Source organism: Pseudoduganella flava (assembly GCF_007830495.1).
Taxonomy (GTDB): Bacteria; Pseudomonadota; Gammaproteobacteria; order Burkholderiales; family Burkholderiaceae_D; genus Rugamonas; species Rugamonas flava.
This window is the reverse complement of the sequence record NZ_VLKW01000023.1, coordinates 1-20,394: the sequence shown is the minus strand read 5'-3', so window position 1 is coordinate 20,394 and position 20,394 is coordinate 1. Positions and strand designations below refer to the sequence as shown.

Genomic DNA, 20,394 nt, shown 5'->3' with positions numbered 1-20,394 from the left:
ATCGTATGCGGTATTAGCGTAACTTTCGCTACGTTATCCCCCACTCTTGGGCACGTTCCGATATATTACTCACCCGTTCGCCACTCGCCGCCAGGCCGAAGCCCGCGCTGCCGTTCGACTTGCATGTGTAAAGCATGCCGCCAGCGTTCAATCTGAGCCAGGATCAAACTCTTCAGTTTAATCTCTGTTTTCTAGCATTGCTGCTAGGGTCACTCACTCAAAATACTGACGAATCATCCGAAGATGATTACGTTTATTTTGTGCGAGCGTTTGATGCTATATATTTTGAGCTTCGGCAGACTAGCTGCCAGGCACATCATCAAACGCCCACACTTATCGACTGTTGATTGTTAAAGAATTCTGCCCTTACGGGCCGCGCTGCAGTTAGTGACAAATCGTTGTGTTTGTCAGCAGCAGAGAGATGAGATTATGCGGTGTTTCGTGCAGCTCGTCAACCCCTCGTTGTCTCAGCGCTTAGCGCTTTCGACAGCTCGCTGCGTCGTTGTGCGCTGCGAGGGACGGAATTATAGCCAACAGCGCGCAGCCATGCAAGCCCCTTTGTGTTCAGCATATAAATAGCGAACACAAGCGTGCAAGCGATCCATGCCGACCACAACGTATGGGTCAGGAAATGCGCGCCGCGCAGCTGCTGCAGCCAGCCTACGGCGCCGCCCAACAACAGCATCCCTGCGCCGACAGCGATCGCCCTGCGTTTGCTGTGCGGCCACCAGAAGGCTGCGATCGCCACCAGCCACAGCGCGCTCGACGCGTGGCCGCCCGGCATGCAATGCCCGGGGCTGACGCCCGCCGGCATCAACTCCAGCAAGCGCACATACGGTTCGGTGCCGCCGTACCGCTGCAAATCCCATGGGCAATGCGACGTGCTGGTCCGCTTCAGCAGGCTGATGACGGACGGCACCACCACGGCCGACATCGCCACTACCCGCATGCCGATGCGTCGCGAGTCGTTCCAGTTCCGGTACGGCCGCACCGCGTCCCACAGCGCCAGCACGACACTGAACGCTCCCAGTGCGGAGAGGATGGCTTTGAGTATCACGTGATTGAACTGCTCGGCAAGCCACGCGTGCTGCATCGGAAAGCTGTGCGTGAGGCGGTCGAACGCTGCGTCCGCCAGCATGATATCGATATCGGTGCAATTGCCGATGTACAGGATCAGCAGCGCCGACCACAGCAGGGCTGCAACCGCCATCACGGCGGGACGGGTCTCAATTTTCACGGGTGCAGGCGTGGACCATGTCCAGCTTCGGGTTGTAAACGGCGGTGCTGACGTTCAGCATTCCGAGGACGGAATGGAACACGTTGTCATGCGAGAACTCCTGGTCGCTACGCGCGGCCAGGCAGCTGCTGTCCAGGCGGAAGCGCGTACGGAACCCATCCGACAGCCACATCATCATCGGCACGCTGCGCTGCTCGGCCGGCGAGATGATGTATGGAGCCCCATGCAGGTACATATTTTTCTCGCCCAGCGACTCGCCATGGTCGGAGAAGTACAGCATTGCCGTGTCGACGCCATCCCGCTCCGCGGCCCGCAGCAGGTCAATCGTCTTGCTGAGGACGTAGTCGGTGTACAGGATCGAGTTGTCGTATGCAGCAATGATCGACTCGCGCGAGCACTGCTCCAGTTCGTTCGTCTGGCACACCGGGCCGAACTTGTTGAAGGCAGCGGGATAGCGCTTCCAGTACGCGGGGCCGTGGCTGCCCTTCTGGTGCAGCACGATTACTAGGTCTTTCTTGGCGTCGCGGATCATCCGCGGCAGGTCGCGCAACAGCCGCTCGTCATAGCACTCTTCCGCATTGCACAGCGGGTCGCCCGCTGTCGGCTGCGATAAATCCTCGTAGCGCACCCGGTCGCACGTGCCTTTGCACCCGGAATTATTGTCGCGCCACAGGACGTCGAAGCCGGCATGCTTCAGCACGTCCAGCAGGCCTTCCCGGCTGGCGGCCTTGTCGCCCGTGTAATCGTCGCGCTCGTACCCGGAAAACACGCAAGGCACGGAAACCGCCGTGGCGGTGCCGCAGGAGCTGACGTTATGGAAGTTGATCAGTCCCGCCTGCGCCGACAACAGCGGGTTGGTTTGCCGCGCATAGCCGTTCAACGAGAAATTCATTGAGCGCGCCGTTTCCCCGACCACAATCACGGTCACCGTCCGCCGCGCCCCCGGCAGCCACTTCGCGCCGCGTCCCGCATCCGTGCCCAGCGGGGCGATGACGAGCGGCGTTGCCCATTTGCGCTTCAGGTACCCATGGGTTGCCTGGAACATGTTGGTCGGCGTCAGCAAGAAGCGCAACTCGCGGTGCTCGCGCACGGCGGGCGCCAGCGTCTTAAACAGCAGTATCAACAGCGCGGCAACAGCCAGCAGCGAGACGATCACCGTCCCCAGCTTCAGCAACAGCCCGCGCTGCACCGGCGGGAACCGCAGCGGCAGGCGCCAGATCAGCAGCGACGGCAGGACGCCCAGCAGCGTGACGGTCTGCACCATCTTCCAGCTCAGCAGTTCGTGCGCTTCCTTCGAATCCGTCTCGAACACGTTCTGTACCATCGATGCATCGATGACGACGCCGTATTCGTTCATGAAATACGACGCGGCGGATCCCGCAAGGAACAGCGCAATCAGCACCGGCTTGATGACGAAACGGAAATTGACCAGCGTGAGAATCGCGTTGAACAGCAGCACGAGCGCGATGAATGCGCCAACGTAGACAGGGAGGTTCCCCAGCCGCATGCCTCCCGTCGCCGAGAGGAACGTCTTCCAGAAGCTCTGGTTATGGGCGAGCACCAGGAAGGCTGACGCACCCAGTGTAAGCAATGGGGCAGCAATGCGCGGCAACGTTGTTTTCTTCAAATCGCAGACTCCGGTAGACGGTGCGACGATACGGAAGAGTGCGTGAAGCGCGCCTTAAGGGGGGGTTAAGGCCGGGTTAATCCCTCGGGGAATTGTATTTCAATGCAGCTTCCGGTGCCGTGTTCACGCAGCACCAGTGTGGCCCCCAGGTGGGCGCAGATGCGCTGGACGAGACCAAGGCCCAACCCCGTGCCGGAAGAGCCGCGCGCATCGGCGGGAATTGGCTCGTTGCGCAGCCGCGCCCGCGCCGCCGGCGGCAGGCCGGGCCCAGTGTCCTCGACGATCACGCTGCGCCCGGTCAGCCGCACCTCGACCATCCCTTGCTCTGTATATTGGCAGGCATTGCGGATCAGGTTGCCGATCGCGGCAAGCACCAGCTCGCGCACGCCGTACAGCATGAAATCCGTGCCGCCCGCATAACGCAGCTCGACAGGCCGGTTCGCCACCAGCCCCTGGTAGCGCGCCACCTCTTCACGTGCGAGGGCGGCGGCGGACATCGACGACCACTCAAGCCGGTCCGGCGAGCGTGCCAGCCGCAGCAGCATCGCCGTCACGTCGCTGGCCTCGCGCGCCGCGCGATAGATGCGTTCGGCCGGCGCATGCAGCGCGTCCTCGCCACCGGTACGCGCCATCAGCACCTCGGCCGCGCCGGCGATCACCGTCAGCGGCGTGCGCAGCTCGTGGCTCACGTCGCCGGTGAAAAAACGTTCCCGGTCGAGGAACTGCCGCAGTTCGTCGGTATGCCCGGCGATCGTGCGCGACAGCAGGCCCAGCTCGTCGGTACGCTCCTGCAGCGGCAGTTTCGGTGCGCGCGCCTGCACCGCCTGCGCCAGCTCGACGATCGGGTTGACGATCCGGTTGCCCAGGAAACGCCCCAGCATCACGGCAAAGCCCATGAAGCCCAGGAATGCGACGCCGAACATCGAATAGACGACCAGCTCGATCTGTTCGTAATCACTGTCGTGGTCGACCACGGCGAATTCCCCAGTGCCGTCGTGCCCTTTCAGCACATGCAGGTCGACGCCGTCGACCGTCACTTCGTACACGCCCTCGGGCAGAGCGCGCAGCGAGCGCGGGATGCCGTTGCCATGATGGTAGCTGACGCCTGCCGGCATCTCGACCGGCAGGCCGCCGGCGTAGCGCGGGCCGGCCCATGCCGCCACCTCTTCGAGGCGGTCGTCGACGAGGCGCACCTCGATGCCCTCGACGGCGACGGCCGCGATCACGGCGAAGAACAGCGAGGAGACCCCGGCAAACGTCAGGTAGGCAACGGTAATGCGCCGCCGCAGCGAATCAGCCTTGTTCATCGGGCCCTACGAGCTTGTAGCCGATGCCCGAAATCGTGCGCAGCATCGGATGGGGGAACGGCTTGTCCAGCGCCTGGCGCAGCGCGTGGATATGGACGCGCAGCGCGTCGCTGTCCGGCGGATTGTCGCCCCATACCTCGTGCTCGATCTGCTCGCGCGACACGACTTTCGGCGCATCCTTCATCAACAGCTTCAGGATCGTGTAGCCCGTCTTCGTCAGCGACAACGCGCGGCCGGCACGCTTCACGTCGAACGTGTCGGTGTCGAACGTCAGGTCGCCCACCACCAGCACGGCATTGCTCGCGTGGCTGCCGCGCGCGCGCCGTACCAGTGCCTTCAGCCGCACCTCCAGCTCGACCAGCGAGAACGGCTTGACGAGGTAGTCGTCCGCGCCGCTGTCGAAGCCCGCTACCTTGTCCTCCAGCGTGTCGCGGGCCGTCAGCATCAGCACGGGAGTGTCCTTGCGCAGCTCCCCACGCAGCTTCTGGCACAGCTCCAGGCCGTTCAGGCCGGGCAACATCACGTCCAGCACCACGGCGTCGTAGTCGTTCTGGGCGGCCAGCGCCAGCCCGCCATACCCGTTGGCGGCGGAATCAAGCAGATAGCCCTTCGGCTCCAGGAAGCCGTACAGGTTGGCGACAATATCGGGATTGTCTTCAATGATGAGGATGCGCATTGCGCCATTATAATTCCGGCTTCAACAACGCACAGCGCAACGCCTCCGCGCTCTTTTTGCCATGATCCTCCCCGCCATCGCCCCCACGCACGACGACGACCTGGCCGCCCGCCTCGCGCACGCGATCGATCACAAGACCAAGCCGCTCGGCAGCCTGGGCATGCTCGAAGCGCTGGCCCGGCAGATCGGCCTGGTCCAGCGCACCACGACGCCCGCCGTGACGGCGCCGGCGATCCTCGTCTTCGCTGGCGACCATGGCGTCGTGGCCGAAGGCGTATCGGCCTATCCGCAGGACGTCACGTGGCAAATGGTCGAGAACTTCCTGGCCGGCGGTGCGGCGATCAACGTGTTCGCGGCGCAGAACGGTTGTACGCTGCAGGTGGTCGATGCCGGCGTGGCCCATGATTTCGGCAAGCGGGATAGCCTCGTCGACCGCAAGATCGCCGCCGGCACGCGCAACTTCGCGGTGGAGCCGGCGATGACGCCCGCGCAGTGCGCGCAAGCCCTCGCGCATGGCGCCGCCCTGGCGGAGGCACTGCCGGGCAATGTCGTCGGCTTCGGCGAGATGGGCATCGGGAACACGACGGCGGCCGGCGCGTTGATGCACAAGCTGACCGGCATCCCGGCGGCCGACTGCGTCGGCGCCGGTACCGGGCTGACGCCGGACGGCGTGCTGCACAAGCAGCGCGTCATCGAAGCGGCCGTCCTGCGCCACGCGGGCGTCACCGCGCCGCTCGACGTGCTGGCCACGTTCGGCGGCTTTGAAATCGCGATGATGGCCGGTGCGATGCTGCAGGCCGCCGCACAACGCAAGATCCTGCTGATCGACGGCTTCATCGTCACCAGCGCCCTGCTCGTCGCGGCCCGGCTGCAGCCGGCGATCCTCGACTACTGCGTGTTCTCCCACTGCTCCGACGAGAGCGGCCACCAGCGGATGCTGGCAGCGCTCGAAGCACGGCCGCTGCTGAACCTCGGGCTGCGGCTGGGCGAAGGCACGGGCAGCGCCCTCGCGCTGCCGCTGCTGCATGCTGCCGTGAACTTCCTGAACCGCATGGCCACGTTCGCGTCGGCCCAGGTCAGCGAAAAGCGCTGAACCATGCTGCAGTTGCGGCTGTTCTTCATCGCGCTGCAGTTCTTCACGCGCCTGCCGATCCCCCGCTGGGTGGGGTTCCAGCCGGACTGGCTGCACCAGGCATCCCGTTACTTCCCGCTCGTCGGGCTTGTCGTGGCCGCGCTCACGAGCGCCGTCTACTGGCTCGCGGCACTCGTACTGCCGCCCGCCGTCGCCGTGCTGCTGTCCACCGCGGCCGGCATCTATGCCACCGGCGCGTTCCACGAAGACGGCTTTGCCGACGCGTGCGACGGCCTCGGTGGCGGCATGACGCGCGAGCGGGTGCTGGAGATCATGAAGGATTCGCGCATCGGCGCCTACGGCGCCATCGGCATCCTGCTGCTGCTCGCGGTGAAATGCGCGACGCTCGCACACCTGCCGGCGCTGTCCGTGGTCGCCGCGCTGTGCGTCGCCCATCCGGTGTCGCGATTGATGGCGGCAAGCCTGATCTGGCGGATGGAGTATGCGCGCGCCGAAGGCAAGGCCAAGCCGATGGCCGAGCGGATGAGCGGTGCCGAATTCCTGATCGCCGCCGGCTGCTGCGTGCCGCCGATCCTGCTCGCCACGTACTCGGGCTGGCTGGACTGGCGCCAGCTCGGCATCGGCCTGGCCGCGATGGCGCTCGTGACGCTGTGGTTCGCGCGCAAGCTGCGCCAGCGCCTCGGCGGTTATACGGGCGATTGCCTCGGCGCCGTCCAGCAGCTGACGGAGGCCGCCTTCTATCTGAGCGTACTGGCGCGGTGGAGCTGATCCTCGTCCGCCACCCCCGGCCCCTTGTGGCCGACGGCATCTGCTATGGCGGCAGCGACCTGGACGTGGCGCCCGACGAAGTGGCACGTGTCCACGCCAGCCTGCATGCGGCCGGCCTGCCGGCTAATGCACCCGTCTATTCCAGCCCGCTGCTGCGCTGCATGCGGCTGGCGCGCATGCTGGCGGCGGCGCCGATCCTCGATCCCGACCTTGCCGAGATGCGCTTTGGCGCGTGGGAGCACCGCAGCTGGAACGACATCCCGCGCGCGGAAGTGGACGCCTGGGCCGCCGACTTGCTGCGCTACCGCCCCGGCGGCGGCGAGGCGGTGCTCGACGTGGCACGGCGCGTGGCGCACGCGCTGGGGCGCATTCGTGCGAACGGCGCTGAACAGGCCATCGTCATCTGCCATGCCGGCACGATCCGCCTGCTCGCCTCGCTGGCCCGGCAACTGCCGCTGGAAGAAGCGGCGCTGGCCGCCGCCGCTGCGCCGCACGGCATCGGCTACGGCGCCGTGCTGCGGCTGGCTCTGGATGCCAAGCCGGCGTAATCGCACTATAATGGCGCGGTTTTGGTGCCCGCGCTCGAGCTCTCGAGCGCAGTTAAACGGGAAATACGAAGCCCCCCCACGGGCCAACGTATGCTGCCCCCGCAACGGTAAGCAGGCAGCCGCGCTGATGGACATGCGCGGCAGCTGTCCGCAAACGAACCACTGTGCCTCGGCATGGGAAGGTCGGACGGTGATGCCAGCCAGCCCGGATACCGGCCAAAGCAGGTGGAGGCGTGCCGTGCGCGGTGCGCCTCTGTTCCATCCGGCCTGCGGGGACGTTGGCCGGTTGCCCATTTGACGAAGATTTGCCATGACCTCTCCTGTAGCACCGCAGGCGGCGCTCGCGTCGCTGGCGCTCGCCTTTGCAGCGCCAGCCGCCCTCGCCCAAGCCACCGCCATCGATTCCGTGATCGTCACCGCCACCCGCACGCCGCAAAAGGCCAGTGAGGTGATCAGCGATACGACCGTCATCACGTCCGAACAGATCCAGAACTCGGGCGCGGCGTCGATCACCGAACTGCTGCAGCGCCAGCGCGGTATCGAAGTCACCCGCAATGGCGGCCCCGGCACCGCGTCGAACGTGTTCCTGCGCGGCGCGAGCGGCAACCAGAACATCGTGCTCGTCGACGGCGTGCGCATCGGTTCGGCCACGCTGGGCACGGCCAGCTGGAATGCGATCCCGCTGTCGGCGATCGACCACATCGAGATCGTCTACGGCCCGCTGTCCACGCTGTATGGCGCGGACGCAATCGGCGGCGTGATCCAGCTGTTCACGAAGAAGGGCCAGGGAGCGCCCGCCATCACGGCATCCGTCGGCGGCGGCAGCAACAAGACGTATGAAGCGGAAGCCGGCATCTCCGGCGGCACGAACCAGCTGCATTATTCGATCACGGCGGCCAAGGAGCGCTCCGACGGCTTCTCGGCCACACGCAAGGGCAGCTCCAGCTTCGATCCGGACGACGACGGCTACGAGCGCAAGAGCGCTGCCGGCCAGGTGTCGTACGAACTGTCCGCCGGCCATGAACTGGGCGCCACGTTCCTGTACAGCGACACGACGGCGGACTACGACAGCGCCAACTTCCCCGCCTACAGCACGCAGATCCTGAGTACCTACAGCGTGTTCGCACGCAATCGCATCCTGCCGAATTGGACGATGCTCGTGCAGGCCGCGCAATCGCGCGACAAATCCGGCTCGTTCTACGGCACCGGCGCGTTCGGCTCCAGCCAGATCGACACGAAGCAGACGCTGTTCACGTGGCAGAACGATTTCGCGATCGGCGCGGACAACCTGCAGCTGCTCGGCGAATACCGCAAGGAAGAAGTGGTATCGAACAATGGCGGCGTCACGCGCGATCGCAATACGAAGTCCGTCGCCGCCACGTACAGCGCCAAGCGCGGCAACCATCTGTTCAACGCCGGTGCCCGTTACGACGACAGCTCCGCATACGGCAACAAGAACACCGGCTCGCTGGGCTACGGCTACCGCTTCACGCCGCAACTGCGCGCCGAGGTAAGCTACGGCACGAGCTTCCGCGCACCGACGTTCAACGAGCTGTATTACTCCGGCTATGGCAACGAGAACAACCGTCCGGAACGGGGCCGCAACGCCGAAGCGGGCCTGCGCTACGACGACGGCAAGACCCAGTTGGGCGCCGTGTACTTCCACAACAAGGTGACGGACCTGCTGGTCAACACCGTGCCATGCCCGTACCCGAGCACGCCGGAGAACGACTACCAGTGGGGCTGCGCGTACAACGTCAACAAGGCCGTGCTGGAAGGCCTGTCGCTGTCGGCATCGCGTGCGATGGGTGCGCTGACGCTGTCGGCCACCGCCGACTTCCAGGATCCGAAGGACGAAACCACGGACAAGCGCCTGCAGCGCCGCGCCAAGCGCCACGCCAACCTGAACGCCGAGTACACGCTGGGCGCACTGCGCGGCGGCGCCGAGGTGCAGCTGTCGTCGGCACGCTTCGACGATGCGGCCAACACGAAGCGCCTGGGTGGCTACAGCCTGCTGAACCTGTACGCGACGTACCAGTTCAACCGCGACTGGTCGGCCATCGTGCGGGTCGATAACGTGACCGACAAGGAGTACGAGCTGGCCCGCTTCTACCAGACGGGCGGCCGCAACGTCTTCGCCGGCATCCGCTACGGCTACAAGTAAGCGTAGTATCGGCCGGGCGCATCGTGCGCCCGGCACACTTTTCAAGGCAGAGCATGCACCCATTAGCCGCCCATCTGCGCCACCGCGCCGGCCTCGTGACCGCCGGGTTGATGCTGGCGTCGATCGCCAGCCTGCTGATCGCCGGTGTCACGGGCTCCGTCGCCATTCCACTCGCCGACCTGCCCGGCGCGCTCGACGAATTACTGAACGGCCGCGCCGACTCGCTCGCGGCCACCCTGCTCGACCTGCGCGCCAGCCGCGCGCTTACCGCATTCGTGACCGGCGCGACGCTGTCGCTGGCCGGCGTGATGATGCAAACCCTGCTGCGCAACCCGCTGGCCGATCCCTACGTGCTGGGTATCTCGGCCGGCGCCGCCGTGGGCGCGCTGGCGGCACTGATGCTGATGTGCGCCACGTGGATGGTCGACCTGTCGGCCTTTGCCGGCGCGGTCGCCATCGCGATGCTGCTGTATGTCCTGGCGCGGCGCGACATGCGCGGCGGCAGCGCCGCCGAGGGCGGCACGGCACTGTTGCTGTTGACGGGCACGATCCTCTCCGCCGCCTGTATCGCGCTGGTCACGCTGATGCTGTCGATCGCGCCCGAAGGCCGGCTGCGCACGATGGTGTTCTGGCTGATCGGCGACCTGGCCGGCGCACCGGTGCGCTGGCTGCCGTGGATCGTGCTGGCCGGCGCCCTCGCGTTCGCGCTGCGCGCGGCACGCTCGATGAACGTGCTGGCCCTGCATGCGGAAGCGGCGGCAACGCTGGGCATCCGCGTAGGCGCATTGCGCAAGGGTCTGTTCTTCTGTTCCGGCTTGCTGACGGCCAGCGCGGTGACGAGCGCCGGCAGCATCGGCTTCGTCGGCCTGATCGTGCCGCACGCGTGCCGCTTCGCGTTCGGCCCGGACCATCGCGTGTTGATCCCGGCCGCCACATTGGCCGGCGGCGCCTACCTCGTGCTTGCCGATACGCTGGCGCGCACGGTGATCGCGCCGCAGCAGCTGCCGGTGGGTGTCGTCACCGCACTGGTCGGCACGCCCGTGTTCCTGTACCAGCTGCACAGGTTGCGCAAATGAAGATGGGGAATGAACCGATGCTTGCGACCGAAAACCTGCGCCTGACGATGGGGGCACGCGTGCTGGCCGGCGGTCTCGATTGGCAAGTCGGCGCGGGCGAGTGCTGGAGCGTCATCGGCCGCAACGGCGCCGGCAAGAGTACCCTGCTGCGCACACTGGCCGGGCTGCGCCAGCCCGACGGCGGCCGCGTGCTGCTGCAAGGCCGCGCGTTGGCCGGCTGGCCGCTGGAAGAACTGGCGCGCCAGCGCGCCTTCCTCGCCCAATCGCGCAGCGACGCCTTTGCCTATTCCGTGCTGGAGACGGTGCTGTCCGCCCGTCACCCTTACCACGGCAAGCGCTATTGGGAAGACAGCGACGACCACCAGGCTGCGCTGCGCGCGCTGGCCGCGATGGAAGTTGACGACCTGGCGTCGCGCGACGTGCGCACCTTGTCCGGTGGCGAGCGCCAGCGTGTGGCGATCGCCGCGCTGCTGGCCCAGGACACGCCGCTGCTGCTGCTCGACGAGCCGGCCAATGCGCTCGACCTGGCCCACCAGGTCAGCGTAATGGGCCTGCTGGCGAAACTGTGCCGCGAACAACGCAAGACGATCGTCATGGTCGGCCACGACCTGAACCTGGCACACAGAATTTCCACGCATGCGTTGCTGCTGATGGGCGACGGCCGCTGGCTGGCCGGCGCGCGCGACGACGTGATGCGGGCCGAGATCCTGTCCGATTATCTGCACCACCCGATCGAGACGGTGCGCCATGGCGCCCGCACGATCTTCATTCCCACCGAGGCCAGCGCATGAGCACATCCGACGACACCGCCGCACTGAACGAACGCCACCGCGCCCGCATGGAACGCAAGAAAGCGATCATCGACGCCAAGATCGCCGCCGCCGACAAGGAAATCGGCATCATCATCGTCAACACCGGCAACGGCAAGGGCAAGAGTTCCAGCGCGTTCGGCATGGCCGTGCGCGCGCTGGGGCATGGCATGAAAGTCGGCGTCGTCCAGTTCATCAAGGGGGCGATGTCCACCGGCGAGGAAAAATTCCTGCGCCGCTTCCCGGACGAGGTGAGCTTCCACGCGATGGGCGAAGGCTATACGTGGGAGACGCAGGACCGCGAACGCGACATCGTCAAGGCGACAGCCGCATGGGAACAGGCGAAGATCTTCCTCGCCGATCCGGCCATCGGCATGGTCGTGCTGGATGAACTGAACATCGCGCTCAAATACCGCTACCTGGACGTGGACACGGTGATCGCCGACCTGCTCGATCGCCCCACCATGCAGCACGTGGTGATCACGGGCCGTGGCGCGCCGCAGGAGTTGATCGACGTGGCCGACACCGTCACCGAAATGAACGTCGTCAAGCACGCGTTCAAGGCGGGCATCGGCGCGCAGGCCGGAACGGAGTGGTGATGGGCGCGCGCGCAGTATTGATCGCCGCCGTCGCTTCCGGCCAGGGCAAGACGACCGTCACGGCCGCGCTGGCGCGCAAGCTGGCGCGGGCCGGCCGGCGCGTGCGTGTATTCAAGTGCGGGCCTGACTTCATCGACCCGATGATCCTCGGCCGCGCCAGCGGCGCGCCGGTGGAATCGCTGGACCTGTGGATGGTGGGCCGCGAACGCTGCCATCAGCTGCTCGCCCAGGCTGCCGAGGATGTGGATGACATTCTCATCGAGGGCGTGATGGGCCTGTACGACGGCACGCCGTCGGCGGCCGATCTCGCGCGCGAGTTCCGTGTGCCCGTGCTGGCCGTGATCGACGCCGGCGCCATGGCGCAAACGGCGGGCGCGCTGGTGCACGGGTTGCGCGACTACGGGCCGGTGAACATGGCGGGAGTAATCGCCAACCGGGTCGGGAGCGCCGGCCATGCAGCAATGGTGAAGGCGTCGCTGCGCGACATCCCGCTGTTCGCGGCGCTGCCGAAGCAGGCGCGCTCGCTGCCAGAGCGGCACCTGGGCCTGGTGCTGCCGGACGAAGTGGCGGGCGTCGACGCGATCCTCGACGAACTGGCCGACCAGCTGGCATTCGACGAAGCGGCGTGGGACACATTGCCGCCAGTGCAGTTCGACACCCCGGCGCCCGCATCTCCAATTCTTCCTGCGCTGGCCGGCAAGACGGTTGCCATCGCACGTGACCAGGCGTTCGTGTTCGTCTACGCGGCCAACCTGGCGGTGCTGCACCAGCTCGGCGCGAGCATCGTGCATTTCTCCCCGCTGGCGGACGAGCCGGTGCCGGAGCAGGCGGACGCCGTCTACCTGCCGGGCGGCTATCCCGAACTGCATGCGCCACGCCTCGCGCAGGCGCACAGCTGGCGCGCGTCGATCCGGGCGGCCCATGCGGACGGCGTGCCGATCCTCGCCGAGTGCGGCGGCATGATGGCGCTGGCCGATACCCTCGACGACGGCGCCGGCCAGTGGCCGATGGCCGGGCTGCTGCCGGGCCACGTCGTCGTGCAGAAGCGGCTCGCGGGCCTCGGCGCGCAAGCGATGCCTGCCGTGCAGGGCATCGTGCGCGGACACACGTTCCACTACTCGCGCCTGGAGACGGATGCGCCGGCCGCGTGCCACACGACGAAACACCCATCCGGCGCCGAGGGCGAGGCCGTGTACCGCATCGGCTCACTGACGGCTTCCTACTTCCACGGTTACTTCCCGTCCAACCCGGCCGCGGTGGCCGCGCTGTTTTCGCGGAGCCAGCCGTGACACGCACGCTGGTGCTGGGCGGTGCCCGGTCGGGCAAGAGCGCCCACGCGGAACGTATCGCCGCGCAATCGGGCAAGGAGGTCGTCTACGTCGCGACGGCCGGTGCCGGCGACGCCGAAATGGCGCGTCGCATCGCGCTGCATCGCTCGTCCAGGCCCGGGCATTGGACAACGGTCGAGGAACCCCTCGCGCTGGCCGATACGCTGGCCAGGTGGCGCGCACCGCATCGAGTGGTGCTCGTCGACTGCCTGACGCTGTGGCTCAGCAACCTGCTGTTCGCCAACGGCACCGACTATCCTGAGGTGGGCGAGATCGCCCTGCCCGCGCGCCTTCACGCCGAACGCGCTGCGCTGCTCGGCCAGTTGGAAGAGGACGATGGGGATGTCGTGTTCGTCTCGAACGAAGTGGGCATGGGGATCGTGCCGTTCGGCGCCGTCACGCGCGCCTACACGGACGAGGCGGGGCGCCTGAACCAGGCAGTGGCAGCGCGCTGCGACAACGTGGTTTTCGTCGCGGCAGGGCTGCCCCTCGTGCTGAAAGGCGGGCCGTGCTGAGCGGCTTGTCCTGGCCGATGGTCGCCGCGCTGCTGGTGGCCGGCGTGCTGCTCGACCTGCTGCTGGGCGAGACGCGGCGCTTCCATCCGCTGGTCGGATTCGGCAACCTGGCCGCCGCGATCGAGCGCCGCCTGAACGCCGGTGCCGCGCGAGTGCCGCGCGGCGCGCTAGCCTGGGCGTTGGCAGTACTGCCGTTGACGGCGCTGGCCGCCTGGCTGTGCGACCTCGCCGGCGCGGCTGCTCACGCCGTTCTGCTGTACTTCTGCATCGGCCTGCGCAGCCTGCGCGACCACAATCTGCCGATCGCCGCCGCGCTGCAGCGGCGCGACCTGCCCGCGGCGCGCGCGCTGACGGGTCGCATCGTCAGCCGCGATACGCACGATGCGAGCGAGGCGGACCTGGCCAAGGCCAGTGCCGAATCGCTGCTTGAGAACGGCAACGATGCCGTGTTCGGCACGTTGTTCTGGTTCGCCGTCGCCGGCGGTCCCGGCGCCTTGCTGTTCCGGCTGGCGAACACGCTTGACGCGATGTGGGGCTACCGGAACCAGCGCTACCTGCACTTCGGCCGCGTAGCCGCACGCATCGACGATGCACTCAATTACGTGCCGGCCCGGCTGACGGCACTGTCCTATGTGTTGCTGGCGCCGGGCATCGGCGGCAAGCGGACGGCATGGCGCTGCTGGCGCAGGCAGGCGCCCGCGTGGAGCAGCCCAAATGCCGGGCCGGTAATGGCCAGCGGTGCGGGCGCACTGGGGCTGGCCCTGGGCGGCGCGGCCCGCTACGATGGCGTGGTCGAACAACGTCCCCCACTCGGCCGCGGCGTGCCGGCGGCGGCGCGCGACATCGAACGGGCATGGCGCCTCGTCGCCAGGACGACGGTATTGTGGCTGTTGCTGGCGGCCCTGTCGGCACTGGCGGTGGTTGGAGCTCGCTATGCCTGAACATGGCGGCAACCTGCGCGATGCCACGCGGCTGTACGGCCAGCAGGACTGGATCGACCTGTCCGCGGGGCTGAATCCGCACTGGTATCCCGCTCCCGACCTGCCGGGCCATGCGTGGCACCGCTTGCCCGAACCCGATCCAGAGCTGGTCGCTGCCGCCTGCCGCTATTACGGCGCGGCGCATATGCTCGCGGTGGCCGGCACGCAGGCGGCGATCCAGGCGCTGCCGCGGCTGCGCGCGCCGAGCAGGATCGCGATCTCGGCCCCGTCCTATGCCGAGCATGCGCACCATTGGTCGCTGCATGGCCACACGGCCCGGCAAGTGTCCTATGATGCGCTGGCGGACGCGGTGAAGGACAGCGACGTGGTCGTCGTCTGCAACCCGAACAATCCGACCGGCGCGTGCGTTCCGCGCGCGGTGCTGCTGGCCTGGCGCGAGGCGCTGGCGGCACGGGGCGGCTGGCTCGTCGTCGACGAGGCATTCGCCGACACGGATGGCCGCGACAGCGTGGCTGACCAGGCGCACCAGGCTGGCCTGATCGTGCTGCGCTCGGTCGGCAAGTTCTTCGGCCTGGCCGGCGTGCGGCTCGGCTTTGTCGCCGCCGGACCCGCGCTGCTGCAATCGCTGGACGAGGAACTGGGGCCGTGGCAAGTCAGCGGCCCGGCGCAACGCATCGGCAAGGCCGCGCTGCTGGACGGCGCATGGCAGGAGCGCACGCGCGCCGTGCTGCATGCCGAGGGCGCACGGATGCGCGCGCTGCTGGCGGCGCACGGCATCGCCTCCGCCGGCACCGCGCTGTTTCGCTGGTGGCCGGAGCGGGCACCCGAAGCATTTCATGAACACATGGCCAGGCGCGGCATCTGGGTGCGCCTGTTCCGCACCGGCCCGCGCGGGATCCGCGTTGGCCTGCCTCCGGACGAGGCATCCTGGGCGCGCTTCACGGCCGCCCTGCAAGAATGGACGAAGGAAGAACGATGAAAAAGCTGATCCTGTTGCCGGCGCTGTGCGCCGTGCTGACCGCGCATGGCGCCGCCGCTGTGTCCGTGCGTGACGACGACGGCCAGCTCGTGACGCTGCCGAAGCCGGCGCAGCGCGTGATCTCGATGGCCCCTCATGTCACGGAGCTGCTGTTCGCGGCCGGCGCCGGCGGCAAGATCGTCGGCGCGGTCGACTACAGCGACTACCCGGAGGCGGCCAAGGCGATCCCCCGCGTCGGCAGCAATCGCGAAGTGGACCTGGAACGCGTACTGGCGCTGAAGCCGGACCTGATCGTGGTCTGGCGTCACGGCAGCTCCGAACGCCAGATCGACATGCTGCGCAAACTCGGCATCCCGCTGTTCCACAGCGAGCCGACGAAGCTGGACGCCATCCCCGACAGCGTGATCGCGATGGGCAAGCTGGCCGGCACGGAGCCCGCTGCGGAAGCGACGGCAGCAGACCTGCGCCGCCGCCTGGCGGCACTGCGCGCGAAGTACGGCAGCCGTCCCGTCGTGCGTACGTTCTATCAGGTGTGGGACAAGCCGCTGTACACGCTGAACGGTGCGCACATCGTCAGCGATGCACTGCGCCTGTGCGGCGGCGAGAACATCTTCGCATCGCAAAAGGTGACGGCCCCCGTCGTCAGCTACGAGGCGGTGCTGCAGGAAGATCCGGAAGCCGTGTTCAGCACGGCGGAAAAGGACCAGGGCGGCGCGAACCTGTGGCGCAAGTATCCGACGCTGAAGGCGACGAAGCTGGACAACCTGTTCACGATCGACGGCAACCTCGTGAACCGCGCCGGCCCGCGGATGATCGCCGGCACGGAGGCGCTGTGCGAGAAGCTGGAGATCGCGCGGCAGCACCGGAAGAACTGACATGCGCCTTCCCTACCAGACGCTGATGGTGCAGGGCACGACGTCGGATGCCGGCAAGAGCACCGTCGTCGCGGCGCTGTGCCGCCTGCTGAAGCGGCGCGGCGTGACCGTCGCCCCGTTCAAGCCGCAGAACATGGCGCTGAACAGCGCGGTCACGGCGGACGGTGGCGAGATCGGCCGCGCCCAGGCGCTACAGGCACAGGCGGCCGGCATCGCGCCGCATACGGACATGAACCCCGTGCTGCTGAAGCCCTCGTCCGACATCGGCGCCCAGGTCGTCATCCACGGCAAGGTGCGGGCCGAGATGAACGCGCGCGACTACCACCGCTACAAGACGGTGGCGATGGGCGCCGTGCTTGAATCGCATGCCCGGCTCACGCAGCAGTATGAGGCGATCGTCGTCGAAGGCGCCGGCAGCCCGGCCGAGATCAACCTGCGCGACCGCGACATCGCGAACATGGGCTTTGCGGAAGCGGTCGACTGCCCCGTCGTGCTGGTGGCCGACATCGATCGGGGCGGTGTGTTCGCGCACATCGTCGGCACCCTGGCGTGCCTGTCCGACAGCGAACGCGCGCGCGTGATCGGCTTCGTCATCAATCGCTTCCGCGGCGACATCAAGCTGCTGGAGCCGGGACTGGAGTGGCTGGAAGCGCAGACGGGCAAGCCCGTGCTGGCCGTACTGCCCTATTTGCATGGGCTGTTCCTCGATGCCGAGGATGCGGTGCAGGCGGTGCAGCCGGAGCGCGGCGCGTTCCGGATCGTCGTCCCCAGCCTGCCCCGCATGAGCAATCACACGGACTTCGATGCGCTGCGTGCCCACCCCGACGTGGATCTGCAATTCGTCCGGGCCGGCCAGCCGGTGCCGCCGGCCGACCTGATCATCCTCCCCGGCAGCAAGAACACGCGCGGCGACCTGGCGTCGCTGCGCGAGCATGGCTGGCCGGAGCGTATCGCGCGGCACCTGCGCTACGGCGGCAAGGTGATCGGCATCTGTGGCGGCTTCCAGATGCTGGGCGCGGCCGTGTGCGATCCGCATGGAGTCGAGGCGGCGCCGGGCGACTCCCCCGGCTTTGGCTTGCTGGACATGACGACGGAGATGACGCGGGAGAAGCGCCTGGTGCAGGTGAGCGGCACATGTGCGTTCGACGATGCGATGGTGGCCGGCTACGAGATCCACATGGGCATATCGCGCGGCGCGGCATTGGCACGCCCGGCGTTTCATATCGATGGGCGGCCGGAGGGCGCGCTGTCGGAGGACGGCCAGGTGCTGGGCACGTACCTGCATGGCGTCTTCGACACCCCGCAGGCGGCTCGCGCGCTGCTGCGCTGGGCGGGCCTCGACACCACCCAGGAGTTGGACTTGAACGCACTGCGCGAGGCCAGCCTGGATCGGCTGGCCGATGCAGCTGCTCCCCTGTTGGAGGCGCTGCTCTCCCGGAAGTAAGGCCAGGGCGGCTTCGCTGCCGGCCGCTTTATGCAACAATCGCTGGACTGCATTCTGCGCATCCAGTCAATGTCCACTTCCGAAATCATCACGAAGCGTTACCTGCCGTGGGTCGTCGCCACGGCACTCTTCATGGAGCAACTCGACTCCACGATCGTCAACACGGCGATCCCCAGCATGGCGATCAGCCTGACGGTAACGCCACTGAGCCTGAAGGCCGTCGTCACGAGCTACATCCTGAGCCTCGCGGTGACGATACCCGTCAGTGGCTGGATGGCGGACCGCTATGGTTCGCGGCGCGTGTTCATGACGGCGATCGCGATCTTCACGCTGGCCTCCGTGCTGTGCGGCCTCTCGGTGAACTCGCCGATGCTCGTGGCCGCGCGGCTGCTGCAGGGGTTTGGCGCGGCGATGATGATGCCCGTAGGCCGACTGACGATCGTGCGCACGTTCCCGAAGGCCGAGCTGCTGTCCGCAATGAACTTCGTGATCATCCCCGCGTTGATCGGCCCGTTGCTGGGGCCAACGGTCGGCGGCTTGATCGTGCATTGGCTGTCATGGCGGGAGATCTTCTTCATCAACGTGCCGGTGGGCCTTGCCGCGATCTGGCTCGCGCATCGCTACATGCCCGACTACCGCAGCGACGAAGCGCGGCCGCTGGACGTGATCGGCCTGATCCTGTTCGGCACCGGCGTCGCCCTGCTGTCATGGCTGCTGGAGATATTCGGCGAACACCGGCTGGACGTGACGTCGTGGGCGGTGCTGTTCGTGATTTCCGTGTGCCTGCTGGTGGCCTATGCGCTGCACGCGAGCCGCGAAGCGTTCCCGCTGCTGAGACTTACGCTGTTCCGTATCCGTACGTTCCGCGTGTCGGTACTGGGCGGTTTCTTCACACGCCTGGGCGTGGGCGGCTTGCCGTTCCTGCTGCCGCTGCTGTACCAGTTGGGCCTTGGCCTGCCGGCCTGGCAATCGGGCCTGATGATGATGCCGTCGGCCGCCGCGGCGATGGGGATGAAATTCATCTCCGCCAGGCTGCTGGCCCGCTTCGGCTACCGGCAAGTGCTGGTCGTGAACACGGCGCTGATCGGGGTGACAATCGCCATGTTCTCGTTCGTGCAGCTGGGGACGCCGATCTGGGTGATCGTCGCGATCGCGCTGTGCCAGGGCTTCTTCAATTCACTGCAGTTCTCCAGCATGAACAGCATTGCGTATGCCGACGTGGAGCAAAAGGACTCGAGCATGGCCAGCACGATGGCAAGCTCGATGCAGCAACTGTCGATGAGCTTTGGCCTGGCATGTGGTTCGCTGATCACGGGATGGTACCTGGGCGATATGCCGCAAACGGACCGCGTCGTGCTCACCAGCGCGCTGCACCACGCATTCCTGACGCTGGCAGGTCTGACAATCCTGTCGTCGGCGATGTTCTGGACGCTGCGCAAGAATGATGGCGAAAGCATCAGCCGGGGCACCAAGGCAACGCAGCCGGCAACGGCCGTGGCGTCGTCGGGGCAGTCGACGGTGCAGTGAGCCAGATGGGGTATCCAGCGGGATCCGGAAGTCGTCACTGGCCCTGGTAGCGCAAGGAGACAATCGCCGGATCTCAGCTGTGCCAAGCGTCCGCTGCTTCGGGACGAGTGTGGCCGACGGCACGACGGCAACAAGGGTCCTTTGGGGGTCGTTCCAAAAGCCTCCAGGTCCGCACCAGGACGATGTCGAGACCGGCCCGAAAGAGCGAAATCCTCATCTGGATCAACTACTTATGACCTCCAATCGCCCCGACGTTGGGACACTGTTCAGGAAGCGGCGGCGTTTACGAAACGTTTCCTGGAAAATGGGGTCCGTCTCCAGTTCGTGTCCCCATTTCTGAGGAAATGTTTCTCGAAAAATGGTGACAGACCCTATTTTTCAACAGACCCTATTTTTCAGGCAACGTTTGAAGCAGGCATGAAAAAAGCCCACCAGGCGAAACCAGGGAAATCTGGCTGAGCGGCGGGCTTTGTGCGCGTAGCGCAAATGAAAAAAGCCCGCTAGATCACTAGCGGGCTTTTCTCGGTAGCGAGGTCGGGCAGTGCCCGGCCGAGCACCCCGCAGTGCCAGCACCGCGAAGCTCAAAGCAAAAAGCCCCACTGACACATGTCAGTGGGGCTTTTCTAAATAACAGCCTGACGATAACCTACTTTCACACTGGTTGCAGCACTATCATCGGCGCAAAGTCGTTTCACGGTCCTGTTCGGGATGGGAAGGGGTGGGACCGACTTGCTATGGTCATCAGGCATGACTTGTACGTAGCCTCGTTCCCTGTTGGGCAACGCGACTACTCAATCCGGAAGAAGTAAAGTTGGGTACTCATCAGAGTAAATGCAGATATAACCGTCAAGGTTATAGGGACAAGCCGTACGGGCAATTAG

18 protein-coding genes, 2 rRNA genes and 1 riboswitch are annotated in these 20,394 nt (G+C 66.5%); of the genes, 14 read left to right on the top strand and 6 right to left on the bottom strand.

Annotation, left to right across the window (positions count from 1 at the left end):
• From IP92_RS29550 to IP92_RS29530, 5 genes are all read right to left on the bottom strand, one after another.
• Window positions 1-179, bottom strand: a 16S ribosomal RNA gene (locus IP92_RS29550); the annotation flags it as partial.
• A 272-nt stretch (window positions 180-451) separates the two neighbouring features.
• Window positions 452-1,237, bottom strand: coding sequence for a phosphatase PAP2 family protein (locus tag IP92_RS29545; RefSeq protein WP_229419036.1), 786 nt, complete (start codon window positions 1,235-1,237; stop codon window positions 452-454).
• Entirely contained in the window at window positions 1,227-2,828 is a 1,602-nt protein-coding gene (locus tag IP92_RS29540; RefSeq protein WP_145882268.1) for a phosphoethanolamine transferase, read from the bottom strand. The genes IP92_RS29545 and IP92_RS29540 overlap by 11 nt, the downstream gene beginning before the upstream one ends.
• A gap of 101 nt (window positions 2,829-2,929) precedes the next feature.
• The gene (locus IP92_RS29535) at window positions 2,930-4,171 is read right to left on the bottom strand and encodes a sensor histidine kinase (protein WP_145882266.1); all 1,242 of its coding nucleotides are present in this window, start codon (window positions 4,169-4,171) and stop codon (window positions 2,930-2,932) included.
• Window positions 4,158-4,847, bottom strand: a complete 690-nt coding sequence (locus IP92_RS29530) for a response regulator transcription factor (RefSeq protein ID WP_145882264.1) — start codon at window positions 4,845-4,847, stop codon at window positions 4,158-4,160. Before IP92_RS29530 ends, IP92_RS29535 begins: the two co-directional genes overlap by 14 nt.
• Window positions 4,848-4,908: 61 nt before the next feature.
• On the opposite strand from IP92_RS29530, the gene cobT reads away from it, so the two are divergent.
• From cobT to IP92_RS29460, 14 genes are all read left to right on the top strand, one after another.
• Complete coding sequence (cobT, locus tag IP92_RS29525; protein WP_145882262.1) at window positions 4,909-5,940, top strand: nicotinate-nucleotide--dimethylbenzimidazole phosphoribosyltransferase; 1,032 nt, start codon at window positions 4,909-4,911, stop codon at window positions 5,938-5,940.
• Between the two features lie 3 nt (window positions 5,941-5,943).
• Entirely contained in the window at window positions 5,944-6,708 is a 765-nt protein-coding gene (locus IP92_RS29520) for an adenosylcobinamide-GDP ribazoletransferase (RefSeq protein WP_145882260.1), read from the top strand.
• Window positions 6,699-7,256, top strand: coding sequence for a histidine phosphatase family protein (locus IP92_RS29515; protein ID WP_145882258.1), 558 nt, complete (start codon window positions 6,699-6,701; stop codon window positions 7,254-7,256). Before IP92_RS29520 ends, IP92_RS29515 begins: the two co-directional genes overlap by 10 nt.
• Window positions 7,257-7,261: 5 nt before the next feature.
• Window positions 7,262-7,491, top strand: a riboswitch (cobalamin riboswitch).
• 75 nt (window positions 7,492-7,566) lie between these two features.
• The gene (locus tag IP92_RS29510) at window positions 7,567-9,420 is read left to right on the top strand and encodes a TonB-dependent receptor domain-containing protein (RefSeq protein WP_145882256.1); all 1,854 of its coding nucleotides are present in this window, start codon (window positions 7,567-7,569) and stop codon (window positions 9,418-9,420) included.
• A 53-nt stretch (window positions 9,421-9,473) separates the two neighbouring features.
• Window positions 9,474-10,496 (top strand): FecCD family ABC transporter permease, encoded by a 1,023-nt coding sequence (locus IP92_RS29505; protein ID WP_145882254.1) that lies wholly within the window; start codon window positions 9,474-9,476, stop codon window positions 10,494-10,496.
• Window positions 10,493-11,287, top strand: a complete 795-nt coding sequence (locus IP92_RS29500) for an ABC transporter ATP-binding protein (RefSeq protein WP_443094149.1) — start codon at window positions 10,493-10,495, stop codon at window positions 11,285-11,287. The genes IP92_RS29505 and IP92_RS29500 overlap by 4 nt, the downstream gene beginning before the upstream one ends.
• A complete protein-coding gene (gene cobO / locus IP92_RS29495) occupies window positions 11,284-11,904 on the top strand; it encodes a cob(I)yrinic acid a,c-diamide adenosyltransferase (RefSeq protein ID WP_145882249.1) in 621 nt (206 codons plus the stop codon). Before IP92_RS29500 ends, cobO begins: the two co-directional genes overlap by 4 nt.
• A complete protein-coding gene (locus tag IP92_RS29490) occupies window positions 11,904-13,193 on the top strand; it encodes a cobyrinic acid a,c-diamide synthase CobB (protein WP_145882247.1) in 1,290 nt (429 codons plus the stop codon). The genes cobO and IP92_RS29490 overlap by 1 nt, the downstream gene beginning before the upstream one ends.
• Window positions 13,190-13,747: a bifunctional adenosylcobinamide kinase/adenosylcobinamide-phosphate guanylyltransferase gene (gene cobU, locus IP92_RS29485; protein ID WP_145882245.1), complete on the top strand. Its 558-nt coding sequence runs from the start codon at window positions 13,190-13,192 to the stop codon at window positions 13,745-13,747. Before IP92_RS29490 ends, cobU begins: the two co-directional genes overlap by 4 nt.
• Complete coding sequence (gene cbiB, locus IP92_RS29480; RefSeq protein WP_145882243.1) at window positions 13,741-14,688, top strand: adenosylcobinamide-phosphate synthase CbiB; 948 nt, start codon at window positions 13,741-13,743, stop codon at window positions 14,686-14,688. The genes cobU and cbiB overlap by 7 nt, the downstream gene beginning before the upstream one ends.
• Window positions 14,681-15,667, top strand: coding sequence for a threonine-phosphate decarboxylase CobD (gene cobD, locus IP92_RS29475; protein WP_145882241.1), 987 nt, complete (start codon window positions 14,681-14,683; stop codon window positions 15,665-15,667). The genes cbiB and cobD overlap by 8 nt, the downstream gene beginning before the upstream one ends.
• The gene (locus IP92_RS29470) at window positions 15,664-16,542 is read left to right on the top strand and encodes a cobalamin-binding protein (RefSeq protein ID WP_145882239.1); all 879 of its coding nucleotides are present in this window, start codon (window positions 15,664-15,666) and stop codon (window positions 16,540-16,542) included. Before cobD ends, IP92_RS29470 begins: the two co-directional genes overlap by 4 nt.
• Before the next feature lies 1 nt (window position 16,543).
• On the top strand, window positions 16,544-17,986 hold the full coding sequence (locus IP92_RS29465; RefSeq protein WP_145882237.1) for a cobyric acid synthase: 1,443 nt from the start codon (window positions 16,544-16,546) through the stop codon (window positions 17,984-17,986).
• Between the two features lie 69 nt (window positions 17,987-18,055).
• On the top strand, window positions 18,056-19,513 hold the full coding sequence (locus IP92_RS29460) for a DHA2 family efflux MFS transporter permease subunit (protein ID WP_145882235.1): 1,458 nt from the start codon (window positions 18,056-18,058) through the stop codon (window positions 19,511-19,513).
• A gap of 633 nt (window positions 19,514-20,146) precedes the next feature.
• Here the strand turns inward: IP92_RS29460 and rrf are convergent.
• A 5S ribosomal RNA gene (gene rrf, locus IP92_RS29455) occupies window positions 20,147-20,259 on the bottom strand.
• Between the last annotated feature and the right edge of the window lie 135 nt (window positions 20,260-20,394).